Annotated in this window: 10 protein-coding genes; 5 read left to right on the top strand and 5 right to left on the bottom strand. The window is 68.1% G+C overall.

What is annotated here, in order from left to right; all coding sequences use genetic code 11:
- Positions 1-21: 21 nt before the first annotated feature.
- Both dacB and LK542_RS10865 read left to right on the top strand, forming a co-directional pair.
- On the top strand, positions 22-1,497 hold the full coding sequence (gene dacB / locus LK542_RS10870; RefSeq protein ID WP_227811914.1) for a D-alanyl-D-alanine carboxypeptidase/D-alanyl-D-alanine-endopeptidase: 1,476 nt from the start codon (positions 22-24) through the stop codon (positions 1,495-1,497).
- 29 nt (positions 1,498-1,526) lie between these two features.
- Complete coding sequence (locus LK542_RS10865) at positions 1,527-3,668, top strand: TonB-dependent siderophore receptor (protein ID WP_227811913.1); 2,142 nt, start codon at positions 1,527-1,529, stop codon at positions 3,666-3,668.
- 8 nt (positions 3,669-3,676) lie between these two features.
- On the opposite strand, the gene LK542_RS10860 is transcribed toward LK542_RS10865, so the two are convergent.
- Positions 3,677-3,850: a hypothetical protein gene (locus LK542_RS10860; RefSeq protein WP_227811912.1), complete on the bottom strand. Its 174-nt coding sequence runs from the start codon at positions 3,848-3,850 to the stop codon at positions 3,677-3,679.
- A gap of 311 nt (positions 3,851-4,161) precedes the next feature.
- Here LK542_RS10860 and LK542_RS10855 point away from each other — a divergent pair, with 311 nt between their 5' ends.
- On the top strand, positions 4,162-5,289 hold the full coding sequence (locus LK542_RS10855; protein WP_227811911.1) for a branched-chain amino acid ABC transporter substrate-binding protein: 1,128 nt from the start codon (positions 4,162-4,164) through the stop codon (positions 5,287-5,289).
- A gap of 11 nt (positions 5,290-5,300) precedes the next feature.
- On the top strand, positions 5,301-5,552 hold the full coding sequence (locus LK542_RS10850; protein ID WP_227811910.1) for a hypothetical protein: 252 nt from the start codon (positions 5,301-5,303) through the stop codon (positions 5,550-5,552).
- Positions 5,553-5,656: 104 nt separating this feature from the next.
- Here LK542_RS10850 and LK542_RS10845 read toward each other — a convergent pair whose 3' ends face one another.
- Positions 5,657-5,875 carry a hypothetical protein gene (locus LK542_RS10845; RefSeq protein ID WP_227799227.1) on the bottom strand — a complete coding sequence of 73 codons (219 nt, stop codon included), beginning with the start codon at positions 5,873-5,875 and terminating at the stop codon, positions 5,657-5,659.
- Between the two features lie 119 nt (positions 5,876-5,994).
- On the opposite strand from LK542_RS10845, the gene LK542_RS10840 reads away from it, so the two are divergent.
- Positions 5,995-6,804 carry a nucleotidyltransferase domain-containing protein gene (locus LK542_RS10840; RefSeq protein ID WP_227811909.1) on the top strand — a complete coding sequence of 270 codons (810 nt, stop codon included), beginning with the start codon at positions 5,995-5,997 and terminating at the stop codon, positions 6,802-6,804.
- Between the two features lie 4 nt (positions 6,805-6,808).
- On the opposite strand, the gene LK542_RS10835 is transcribed toward LK542_RS10840, so the two are convergent.
- The 3 genes from LK542_RS10835 to LK542_RS10825 form a co-directional block, all read right to left on the bottom strand.
- Positions 6,809-8,533 (bottom strand): response regulator, encoded by a 1,725-nt coding sequence (locus LK542_RS10835; RefSeq protein ID WP_227811908.1) that lies wholly within the window; start codon positions 8,531-8,533, stop codon positions 6,809-6,811.
- Positions 8,520-10,013 carry an ATPase domain-containing protein gene (locus LK542_RS10830; protein ID WP_227811907.1) on the bottom strand — a complete coding sequence of 498 codons (1,494 nt, stop codon included), beginning with the start codon at positions 10,011-10,013 and terminating at the stop codon, positions 8,520-8,522. Before LK542_RS10830 ends, LK542_RS10835 begins: the two co-directional genes overlap by 14 nt.
- A 140-nt stretch (positions 10,014-10,153) precedes the next feature.
- Positions 10,154-12,562, bottom strand: coding sequence for a TonB-dependent receptor domain-containing protein (locus LK542_RS10825; RefSeq protein ID WP_227811906.1), 2,409 nt, complete (start codon positions 12,560-12,562; stop codon positions 10,154-10,156).
- Between the last annotated feature and the right edge of the window lie 167 nt (positions 12,563-12,729).

Raw genomic sequence — 12,729 nt, 5'->3', positions numbered from 1 at the left:
ACTACTACCCGAGAGGCCACCATGCCCATGCTTGTCCCTTCCTTGCTGCGTGCCGCCGGCGCCTTCTGCGTGCTCTTCGCCCTGGCGGCGCAGGCCGCCGACCCGGTGCCTGCCGCCGTGATGCAGGAGCTGGCGCGCCAGGAGATCCCGGCCGGCGCGCTGAGCTACCGGATCGAGCCCCTGGGCGCAGCCGCGGCCCCTGCGCATGGGCTGGACGAGCGCCGAAGCGTCAACCCCGCGTCGGCCATGAAGCTGGTCACGACCCTGGCCGCCCTGGATACCCTGGGCCCCGCATACCGCTGGCGCACGGCGCTGCTGTCGGACGCCCCGCCCGCGCACGGCGCGCTGAAGGGGAATCTGTACCTGCTCGGCGGCGGCGAACCGAATCTCACCTGGGAGCGGCTCGGCGCCATGCTGCGCAGCGTGCGCGACGAGGGCATCGTCTCCATCACGGGTGACCTGGTGCTGGACCGGTCCCTGTTCGAGCCGTCCCGAACCGATATCGGCGCCGCGCCCTTCGACGACACCCCGGACGCGTGGTACAACGTGATTCCCGACGCCCTGATGGTGTCGGACGGCTTGATCAGCTACACGCTGTCTTCCGATGCATCGACGCTGCGCGTGCAGGCTACGCCGCCCTTGTCCGGGGTGCGCGTGCTGAACCGGATGACGCTGGACGACCGGCCCTGCGCCGACTGGAGCGACACCTGGCGCCAGCCGCTGGTGCAGGCCCGGGCCGACAACGGCCTGCAGATCGTGCTGACCGGCTCCTTTCCACGACACTGCAGCAAGACCGTCGACCTGGCGACGCTCGAGCGCGACGAGTACCTGGAACGGCTGGTCCGCGCCCTGTGGCAGGAAATGGGCGGGCAGTGGCGCGGCAAAGTGCGCGCAGGCAGGGTCCCGCCCGGAGCGCAGATGCTGGTCGAGCGCCGGTTCGAGACGCTGGCCGAGACGGTCCGCACCGTCAATAAGAACTCGGATGCGGTCAAGGCGCGCCTGCTGCTCCTGACCATGGGCGCCACTTCCAGCGCGGGTGAAGCTCGGCCGACGCTCGAACGCGCGCGCGGCCGCGTCCTCGACTGGATTGTGGCGCAGGGTGTCGATCCCGCCGGCATCGTCATCGAGAACGGCGCCGGGCTGTCGCGCCATGAACGGATCAGCCCAGCAGCCTTGTCCGCATTGCTGAAGCGTGCCGCGGCGAGCCGCTGGCAGCCCGAGTTCGCCGCCAGCCTGCCGATCGCGGCGCTGGACGGCACCATGAAGAATCGCCTGAAGGCGACTCTAGCGGCCGGCAATTCGCGCCTGAAGACGGGCACCTTGCGCGATGTTGCCGCCCTGGCCGGCTACGTGCGCGACCTGCACGGGCAGGAATGGGCCGTGGCGGCCTTCATCAACGATCCCCAGGCCGAGAAGGGGAGGGCGGTGCTGGATCGCCTGATGGCCTGGGTCGCCGAAGGCGGCGCTGCCGCGCAGCAGCAAGCGCACGACCGCTAAACCATCACCACCTACACCACATCCACACCATGCACACGATCCGAACCTGCAGCGCCTGCGCGCTGCTGCTGGCGGCGCACGCCTGCGCCAGCGCCCAGACTGCCCCGCAAACGATGCAGCAGGTCCTCGTCACGGCCGGCGCCGCCAACGGCCGGGCGCAGTCGACCACCACCGCCATCATCGTCGGCCGCGAGGAAATCCTGCGCCAGGGCGACGCCAGCCTGGCCGAGGTACTGAAACGCCAGCCCGGCATCACGGTCGACGCCGTTCCCGGCAAGGAGGCGGCGATCCGCATGCGCGGGATGGGCGGCGGCCATGTCGCGATCCTGCTCAATGGCTTGCCCGCGCCCAGCGGCTTTTCGCTGGAATCGATCAGTCCCGACCTGATCGAGCGCATCGAGATCCAGCGCGCCGCCACGGCCGAGACCAGCAGCCAGGCCATGGCCGGCGCCATCAACGTGATCCTGCGCCGCGCCGGTCCGGCGAAAGGCGCCGGCGCCAATGAATTCAAGGCCGGCAGCGCCTTCGTGGATGGCCGCGCGGCGCCCCAGCTGCTTGCGCAGCACAGCGGCCGCAGCGGCACCCTGGCCTACACCGTGGCAGCCACCTTCAGGCGCACCGTCAATCCGGTCGCCGCCCTCAGCATCGAGGAAGGAAGCGATCCCGCCCTGCTGCGCCGCACGGCATGGACCGACCGCCAGGTCGAGGACGTGCTGGAACTGGCGCCGCGTTTCTCATGGCAGCCGACGGCGCGTGACAGCATCACTTCTCAGAGCTATGTGCGCCGGCGCCACATCGACAACCACAAGCGCGAAGACGAGACCACGCTGGCAGGCAGCCCCACCGCCTTCCCGCACGCCGCCCAGCACTTCGAGACACGCCCGCTGCACCTGTATGCCGACCTGGCCTGGACCCGCAGGTTCGAGGGCGGCGCACGCCTGTCCACCAAGCTGGCGGGCTTTCACATGCAGCGCGAGGCGGACTTCAGCTATCGCGGCATGGACCTGCAGGACCGGCTGCTCGAATCCCACTTCGTCGCTTCCGGGCCGAGGGAGCGCGAATGGAACTTCAGCGGCAGCTGGCGCCGCCCCCTGTGGGGCAGCCATTCGCTGGCTGCGGGCTGGGAGTTCGGCCGCAGGCAGCGCAGCGAATTCCGGCGCGAACGCCACGCCAATCCCGCCGGCGCCCAGCTGTTCTCCAGCGACGAGGACTACCGCGCAACGGTCGCGCGCAGTGCGCTGTTCATCCAGGACGAATGGGACATCGACGAGCACTGGTCCGCCTACGCCGGCCTGCGCCGCGAAGACCTGCGTACGACTGGCGCCGGCAACGCGGATGCGGCGGTCGACGTCGCCGCCGGCGCGTGGAGCCCGGTGTTCCAGGCGCTGTTCAAGCCGGGCAAGGTGGATGGCAAAGGGGGCGCGCGCGACCAGTTCCGCTTTGCGCTGGGCCGCACCTACAAGGCGCCGAACATCGTCCAGCTCATGCCGCGACGCTACACGGTCGACAACAACAACAGCGCCACCAACCCGGACCAGCAGGGCAATCCGAGGCTGCGCCCGGAGCTTGCGCTGGCGGTCGACCTGGCCTGGGAGCGCCACATGGACGGCGGCGCGATGCTCAGCATCAGTGCCTTCCACAAGCGCATCCGCGACATCACGCTCGTGCGCATCAGCGAGAGCAGGGGTGTCTGGACCTCCATGCCTGAGAACGGCGGCGGCGCGACCGTGCGCGGCATCGAGTTCGAAGGCCGGACCACCCGCGGACCGCTGTCGGTACGCGTCAACCTGGCGCGCAACTGGTCGCGGCTGGATAGTGTGCCCGGGCCGGACAACCGCCTGGAGGGCCAGCCGGCCTACAGCGGCAATCTCGGGCTGGATTACGCCGCGCTCGGCGGCCGGGCCGACCTGGGCGGTACCTGGAGCTACCGCGCAGCAGCAGCCAGCCGTGCGAGCGCGCTGATCTTCAGCGATACCGGCGCCAGGCGCCAGCTCGACCTGTATGCGGTGTGGAAGCAGGGCGCCGCCTCGCGCCTACGGCTATCCGTGGCCGACCTGCTGCAGCGCGACTACCGGGAACGCATGGTTTACGAGGGCAGCAGCCTGCTCGCACGCTCGACCGTCTATCGGGTGCGTCCGACCTGGCGCCTGATGTGGGAACAGTCCCTGTAGGCGGGGCCTCAGGCACGGGCGCCGGACTGGCAGCCCAGCCTGCGGAAGCGCTTGCGCAGGATGAGGAGGTCCTGCTGCACCGATTCCATCATCGCGGCGCGCATGCGCCGCTCCGACTGTTCCGATTCCACGATGGCCGTGCGCAGGCGCCGGCATTCGTGCTGCTGGGTGCTGCTGCGCACGCGGGTGGCGGCAGAGGTTTTGCTGGAGGGCTGCTCGGCCTGGGCCGGGAGGCAGGAAAGCAGGGCGCCGGCCGTGAGGACGGCAGCGCGTGTAGCGATTGTAAGGATGGTGGTCTCCGTGAACTGGGGGATGCTCGGCTGTGCCGGCTCCCCTCGTATTTATGCAAGCGGGGGAGGATACAAGAGTTTGCGCCTTGGATTCTCTCCAATTCTCACACTTGTGCTGCGCCCCGCCGGCAGGCCGGACGCGCAAACGGTAGAATGGCCGTTTTGCCTATCCGGGCCCGGCCCGACGAATTGAAGAGGAATCGATGAAGAAGCAAGCAGCCCTGTTGGCGACTGTGGCACTGGCCGGCACGGCCTCGGCGCAGGAAGTGGTGAAAATCGGCCATGCGGCCGCCGTGACCGGCCCGGTGGCCTACTTCGGCAAGGACACCGAGAACGGTGCGCGCATGGCGATCGAGGCGCTCAACGCCAAGGGCGCCGTCATCGCCGGCAAGAAGGTGCGCTTCGAGCTGGTGGCCGAGGACGACGGCGGCGACCCGAAGCAGGCCACCGCCGTGGCCCAGAAGCTGGTCGACGGCCGGATCAACGGCATGGTCGGCCACGAAACCTCGGGCACCACCATCCCGGCCTCGAAGATCTACCATGCGGCCGGGATCCCGCAGATTTCGCCTTCCTCGACTTCGCCGCAATACACCCGCCAGGGCTTCAACACCGCCTTCCGCGTGGTGGCCAACGACGTGCAGCTGGGGCAGGCGCTGGGCCGCTACGCCATCGGCAACATGAAAGCCAAGCGCGTGGCCGTGGTCGACGACCGCACCGCCTATGGCCAGGGCCTGGTCACCGAGTTCGCGCGCAGCCTGCAGCAGCAGGGCGGCAGCGTCGTGGCGCGCGAGTTCACCAACGACAAGGCGACGGACTTCAGCGCCATCATCACCCGCATCCGCGCCACCAAGCCCGACCTGGTCTTCTTCGGCGGCATGAGCGCGACGGCCGGCCCGATGCTGCGCCAGATGAAGCAGCTCGGCATGAACGTGCGCATGATGGGCGGCGACGGTATCTGCTCGGACGAGATCCACAAGCTCTCCGGCGGCACCATGACGGACGGCCAGGTGGTGTGTGCGGAAGCGGGCGGGGTGCAGGGCGAAGCCCGCGCCGGCATGGACAAGTTCCGCGCCGATTACAAGAAGCGTTTCGGCATCGACGTCCAGATCAACGCGCCCTATGCCTACGACGCCGTCATGACCATGGCCGAGGCGATGGTCAAGGCCGGCTCCGCGCAACCGGCCAAGTACCTGCCGGTGCTGGCGAAAATCCAGTACAAGGGCGTGACCGGACCGATCGCCTTCGACCAGCGCGGCGACATCCGCGACGGCACCATCACCCTGTACTCGTTTAAGGGCGGCAAGCGCTCCTTGCTCACCGTCACCAAATAAGGAGCGGCGCCATGGAGAGCAACGACCCGATCAAGCCGGACGCCTTTGCTGCATTGAAGGAGCGTTTCGGCCAGCAGTCGCGCAAGGCGCAGGCCTATTACACGGTCATGCACGAAGTGCGCGGCATCCTGGGCAGTGACGATGCGGCCAGCGCCTGGATGGACGAGCCACGCGAAGCGCTGGGCGACAAGAGCGCCGCCCAGGCGGTGGGCGAGGGGCGGGAAGATGAGGTCCTCGCCTTTGTCCGTTCGCTGAAGAAGTAGGCTCTTAAAACACGCCGAAGATCAGCAGCAGAACCAAGGTGAGGACGATCGAGACCGCGATCGAGCCGAGGCAACCGAGTTTGTTCGAGAAGAATACGAACATATCAGTCGCCCGGTCCTTCGCCCGGCATGGTATCGGCCATCAGGCGTAGTTCGTCCGGCGTCAGGTCTTCCGGCTTCTTGTTGGCGAGGGCGTCCAGCTCGGCGGCGGCCTGCTGCTGCGCCTTCTGCTGGCCTTGCGGCTGGGCCGCTTGCTCGCCCTGCGGCGCCCCTTGCTGAGCCGCGCCCTGCGGCTGCTCCTGCGATTTCTGTTCGTTGTTCATGATGTGCTCCCGGATGGACAGTCCAAACCTTGATGGATCCAGTGTGGCACAGCGGCGTTTTGGACGGCGTCCGGCTCGGTGTCTGTACAATACGGCAGAGTTCAACCAGGATGCATGCCATGAGCCTTCCCACCACCCTGCCTGCAGCGCACCGTCAGTTCATCCAGCACGCCCTCGAGGTCCTGCGCCTTGACCCCCGCATCGTCGGCCTGGCCGGCGCCGGTTCGCTGCTTACCGGAGAGATGGACGAGTTCAGCGACGTCGACCTGTTGATCGTCACCGAGCCGGACCAGCATGCGGCTCTGATGAGCGAGCGGGGCACGCTCGCGGCCCGGCTGGGCAGCCTGCTGGCGTCCTTCTCGGGCGAGCACGTGGGCGAGCCGCGGCTGCTGATCTGCCTGTACGACGCGCCGCTGCTGCACGTCGACCTGAAGTTCGTCGCGCTGGGTGACGTCCACCAGCGAGTGGAAGATCCGGCCGTGCTGTGGGAGCGCGACGGCCGCGTCACGGCAGCGCTGGGGCAGGGCGAGGCGCACTATCCGCAACCCGATCCCACCTGGATCGAAGACCGCTTCTGGATCTGGGTGCACTACGGCGCCGGCAAGATCGGGCGCGGCGAGCTGTTCGAGGCGATCGACTTCCTCTCCTTTATCCGCTCGGCGGTGCTGGGACCGCTGGCCCTGCGCCGCGCCGGCGCCCGGCCCCAGGGCGTGCGCCGGATCGAAACCCGCGACCCCGCTTTCGCCGCGGCGCTGGCGGCGACCGTCCCGCGCTACGACGCGCTCGACTGCCTGCGCGCGCTGCAAACCTGCATCGCCCTGTACCGCGAGCTGCGCGAAGAGCGGCCGCGGGGTGCAGCCGAAGCGGCGGCCGTCGCCTACGTAGAAGGAATCCGCGCGCGCCTGCTGGAGCAGGGCGCGACCGCTTGACGGCTCAGTGCTGCGGCGCGGCAGGCCCGCCGCGGCCCAGCGCGCGCTGGACGCTGCGGGCCAGCTCGGCCAGCTGGAAGGGCTTGTGTAGCAGGATGTCGTCGCCCAGCACCTCATCGATCGCATGCATGTCGGCATAGCCGGTGGCGATGATCATCGGGATGCCGGGAAAGACCTCGCGCGCCCGCAGCATCAGTTCGGCGCCGGTGATGCCTGGCATCAGGTAGTCGGTGATGATCAGGTCCGGGCGCCCGCGCTGCAGTTCGCGCAGGGCGGCTTCGCCACTGGCGGCCTGGGTCACCGCGTGCCCGAAGGCTTCGAGCGACAGCACCATCGACTCGCGCACGAAATTGTCGTCTTCCACCACCAGGATATGGAAGCCCGGTCCCGTCTCGGGCGCCGCGGCCGGCGCCGGCGCCGTTTCCAAGGCGCTGCCGCCGTCCCAGGCGCGCAGCCAGATCTCGACCGTGGTGCCGACGGCGGGCTGGCTCAGGATGCGCGCCACGCCGCCGGATTGCTGGGCCATGCCGTACACCTGGCTCAGGCCCAGGCCGGTGCCCTTGCCGACCGCCTTGGTGGTGAAGAAAGGCTCGAACACCTTGTTCACCAGCTCGGGCGGCATGCCGGGGCCATTGTCGGTGACCGCGATGCGCACATAGTCCCCGGGCGGCAGCAGGCCCTCCGGCGGCGCCGCGTTCGCGGCCTCGAACAGCAGTAGTCCGCTGCCATCCATGGCGTCGCGCGCATTGATGGCCAGGTTCAGCAGCGCCATCTCCATCTGGTTGGCGTCCGCGAACACGCGTGCGCAGCCAGGGGCGACCTCGAAGCGCAGGCCGATGCGCGAGCCGAGCGAGGTGGCCACCAGTTCGCGCACGCCGTCGAACAAGGCATCCACCTCGGCCGGGCGCAGGTCCAGGTTCTGGTTGCGGGCGAAGGCCAGCAGCTGGCTGGTGAGCTTGCCGCCGCGCTGGCAGGCGCGGCGCGCGATCTCGGCGCGCTGGCGCGCCACCTCGTCTTTCGACAGCAGCAGGATCAGGTCCATGCTGCCCTGGACCACGTTGAGCAGGTTGTTGAAGTCGTGGGCAATGCCGCCGGTCAGGCGGCCCACCGCTTCCATCTTCTGGAACTGCACCATCGCCTGCTGCACACGTTCGCGCTCGATCACCTCGTTCATCAGGCGGTCGTTGGCCTGGGCCAGGGCGCGCGTGCGTTCTTCGATGCGCGACTCGAGGGTTTCGTTGAGCAGCAGGAGGGCCTGCTGGCTCTGCTGCAGGCGCGCCGCCGTGCCGGCGCTCTCGGCCAGCAGGTCGCGTGCCCCGTACTGGCGCCGCCGAGCGCGCAGCGCCGAACGCGCCGCGCTGCGCAGGGTCTGGGCGTTGAGCGGGCGCTCGAGCAGGATGATGTTGCCCAGCTCTTCCAGCCGCGCCCTCGCGTCGCCCGCCGCCAGGCCGACCGGCTTGCCCAGCAGGAGAACGAAGGGAAAGTCCGACCAGGGCTCCTGCGCCGCCAGCCAGGCCTGCAGCGGGGCGAAATCGACGCCGTGCAGGGCTTCCTCGGCAACGATGGCCATGCCGGCGCCTTCGCCGATGGCGGTGGCCAGCTGGGTGAAATCGTGGATGATGGCGCAGCCGGCGCCGTCCTGCGCCAGCACGGCGCACATGACCTCGGCGTCGCGTCCGCGCGGCGCGAGGATCAGGATGCGTTCGTCCTGCCGCTCAGGCGTCGACATTGGGGGGCAGGTCCGACATCATCGGCGTCTGGCCGCGGTAGCTGGGCAGGCCGGTCAGCACGCCGTCGAAACCTTCCAGCGGCGCGCCGATGCGGATGCCGTCGGCGCCCAGCTGCAGTTCGTGGATGGTGAGCGCGTGCTCGGCGGTGCGGCTCTTGATGACGGTAATCGCCCGGCGCAGGCGGCCGTTCGACTCGAAGAAGCGCATCAGGACCGTGCTGTCGCTCAGGTAGCTCAGGTCGACATCGGACTTCACTTCGCCGATCATGCCGTGCTGGCCCAGCACCAGCACCGTGGTCACGCCCTGCTGGTTCAGGTAGGACAGCAGTTCGTGCATCTGCAGGATCAGGTACTGCTCGCCCGGCATCGCCTGCAGGTAGGCGTTCAGGCTGTCGATGACGATGAAGCCGACCTTGGACAGTTCCACCGCGTCGCGCAGCATCTGCGCGAATTCGCCCGGCGACAGCTCGGCCGGGTCGATGTGGTGGATGCGCAGCTGGCCACTGTCGACGTAGCCGCGCAGTTCCATGCCGAAGGCGCGGTTGCGTGCGAAGAAGGTGCCGAGGCCTTCGTCGAACAGGTAGAACGAGGCCTGCTCGCCGCGCTCCAGGGCGCTCAGCAGGCAGCGCGTCGACAGGGTGGTCTTGCCGATGCCCGAGGGGCCGACCATCAGGGTATTGGTGCCACGCACCAGGCCGCCCCCGAGCAGGGCGTCCATGCCGCTTGAACCGGTGGGATGCACCGTGGGGACGAAGTCGCGTATGTGTTCGGCCGCGACCAGGCGCGGGAACATGGTGATGCCGCCGGTGTCGAGCAGGTAGTCGTGGTAGCCGCCGCGGAAGCGGATGCCGCGCATCTTGATGATGTTGACGCGCCGGCGCTCCTTGCCGAATTCCTTGGCGATCTGCTCCAGGCTGATCACGCCGTGCGCGATGCTGTGCAGGTGCTGGTCGGACTCGCTGGTCTTGTCGTCCAGGAGCAGCACGGTGCAGGCGCGCGCCGCGAAGAACTGCTTGAGCGCGAGGATCTGGCGCCGGTAGCGCAGCGGGTTCTGCGCCAGCAGGCGCATCTCCGACAGGCTGTCGAACACCACCCGCACCGGCCGCACCGCGTCGATCTGGTTCATCACGTTGCGGGTGGTCTCGCCCAGTTCGATTTCGGAAGGGTGGAACACCGACTGCTGCGCATCCGGATCGAGCTCACTGTCGCCGGCCAGTTCGTACACCGACAGCGCACCGATGTCCCAGCCGTGGCTGGCCGCCACCGCCGCCAGTTCGTCGGCGGTTTCGGACAGGGTGATGTACATCCCGCTTTCGTTTTTTGCCGCCCCGTCGAGCAGGAACTGGAGCCCGAGGGTGGTCTTGCCGGCGCCGGGCGAGCCTTCGACCAGGTAGATGCGCTGCGGCGTGAGGCCGCCGCCGAGGATGTCGTCGAGGCCGGCGATGCCGGTGGAAATGCGGGTATTGACAGCGGTACTCATCGTGCGGCCTTGCGTGTGCCGCGGCAGCGGCGGGGGTAGTGGCCGTCGCTTGCTGCCGACGGAATATGCAAGGCATTATACGCAGTACAACAAAAAAAAGGGCCCCATGCGGGGCCCTTGTTGTGTGCGGGAATGCCGCGTCAGAAGCGGTGCGCCAGGCGCGCGAACCAGGCCGCGCCGTTCAGGCCGAACTGCACGCTCTCGTACTTGAAGCCATTGTCGGTTTCGTTCGGATCCTGTTCGCTCGGCTTGACGTTGAAGATGTTGGTGCCGCCGACAGTGAACTTGGTTTTGTCATTCAGAGACCAGGTGAGGGACAGGTCGGCCGAGGTCCTCGCCTTGTAGTACTGGTTCGGCACCGGCGGGCCCGAGAAGGTGCCCAGGGTCTGCGGACCGAAATGGATGATGCGCAGCGCGGTTTCCCATTTGCCCTGGCTGTAGTCGAAGCCCAGCGTGGCCTTGCGGCGCGGCGCGCCTTCCTCGATGAACAGGCGTTCGCGCTCGGACAGCAGCACGTCTTCGAAGCCACGCAGGGCGCTCGGCGCGTGCACGCCGGTCACTTCGGTCTTGCTGAAGTTGAGCGCCAGGAAGGTGTTCAGCCGGCCCGCGCCCACGCTGGCGCGGTTCGACACCGTCACGTCCAGTCCCTCGGTCTTGGTGTCGACCGAGTTGACGAAGAACTGGGCCTGGCCCACGCCGAGCTGCTGCAGGGTGGCGCCGAGGGCCGGGTAGTTGTCGGCGTCGAAGCGGCCCGACAGCACGATGCGGTCGTCGATATTGATGCGGTACAGGTCGGCCGTCAGCGAGGTCGCTTGGCTCGGCGACCAGGTCAGGCCCAGCGTGTAGCTCTTCGATTCTTCTTCCTTCAGGCGCGGGATGCCGGCGGCGTTGGCGACGCGCCCGCCGTTCGGCGCCAGCACCACGTCGAGCGGCTGGCCGCTGACGAAGTCGGTGAAGGTGGACGAGAAGTAGACCTGCTGCAGCGACGGCGCGCGGAAGCCCGTGCTGGCCGAACCGCGCAGCAGCAGCGTCGGCGCCAGCCTGAAGCCGCCGGCCAGCTTGCCGGTGGTGGTCGAACCGAAGTCCGAATAGCGCTCGTGGCGCAGCGCGGCCTGCAGCTTGAAGCGCTCGGACAGGTCGGTCTCGACGTCGAGGTAGGCGGCGTTCGAGTGGCGGTCGCTGTCGGTCGCGTCGCTCGGCTGGAAGCCGGGGAAGCCCTGGCTGCCGGCGTTGCCGCCCACACCCACGCCGTCGGCGTCGATGTAGGAACCCGGTTCGCCCGCGCGGATCTTGTAGTTCTCGCGGCGGTGCTCGAGGCCGAAGGCGATGTTGGTGCCCATGCCGAGGCCTTCATAGAAGCGCGAGAAGTCCAGGTTGGTGGTCGCCTGGCGGAACGAGAAGCCGCCGGCGTCGAACTGGCGCGCGCTGATGCCGCGACCGCCGCGGCTCAGGTCGAGGTTCGCGATCGAGGCGTTGAGCGTGTTCGCGATGTTGTAGCGCATGCGGTTGTAGCCGATGGTCTGCGACAGGTCGGTGTTCCACTCGCCCAGCTTGAAGCGGTAGCCCGCGGTGCCCCAGCGGTCGTCGATGTCGCCGTTGATGAAGGGAACGAAGCCGTTCGGGTACATCGCGGCCGAGTTGCGCGAAGGGATGTCGTCGGAGCCGATGCCTTCGCGCGCCCAGGCGGCCGAGGACGCGTCGCGGTTCTGCACGCCCGCGGTGACGTAGGCCTTGCCGGGGCCCGCCGGGAATTCGCCGTTCAGGTAGAGGGTGCTGTTCTGCGACTTGGTGTCGCCGATGATGCGCGGGTTGCCTTCCTCGGCGCGGTTGGAGCGCCCGCGGTCGTAGTATTCGCCGGTGATGCCCAGCACGCCGCCACCCACGGCCACGCCGCAGTAGGCCGAGGCCAGGTAGTTGTCGCCATCGCCTTCGGTGTACTGGCCGAAGCCCGTCACCAGCTCGCAGCCCAGGTTCTTCTTCAGTTCGATGTTGATGACGCCGGCGATCGCATCCGACCCGTACTGGGCGGCGGCGCCGTCGCGCAGCACCTGCACGTTACGGATCGCCATGACGGGAATCGCGTTCATGTCGGTGCCGGTATTGCCGCGGTTGCGGGCGCCGAACAGGTTCACCAGCGCCGTGGTGTGGCGGCGCTTGCCGTTCACCAGCACCAGGGTCTGGTCGGACCCGAGGCCGCGCAGGGCGGCGGAGTCGACCAGGTCGGCGCCGTCGGCGCCGGTCTGGCGCGTCGAGTTGAACGAGGGCGACACGTTGGTCAGGATCTGGGCCAGGTCGAACTGGCCGCCCTGTTCGGTGGCCTTGGTCATCGAAATGGTATCGACCGGCACCGGCGTATCGATGGCGGACGAGCTGCCGACGCGGCGCGAACCGACGATGCTGACGCTCTGCATGTTGCTGCCCTCGGCCGCGGCCGCGGCCGGCGGGATGGGCGCCGTGGGAGCCGTATCCTGGGCGTGGGCGGGAAGCAGGAAGGCGCCGCCATACAGGGCGAGCAGGAGCGACTGGGGAAGGCGTTTGAGTGTGAGCACCGATGTCTCCGAGGCAAAATTGAATACTAATCAATCGTCGGAGCAGCACCAAGGCGCTGTAGCATTAACACAACGTTGTAGCAATATAACCTGTATTTATCAAGCATACTGCACGAAACAATCCGAATTGCCACAAGGTAATATAATTGTTTTGTAGGAATTGTCTT

The organism is Massilia sp. IC2-477, assembly GCF_020707265.1.
Taxonomy (GTDB): Bacteria; Pseudomonadota; Gammaproteobacteria; order Burkholderiales; family Burkholderiaceae_D; genus Telluria.
This window is presented reverse-complemented; position numbering and strand designations above follow the sequence as displayed.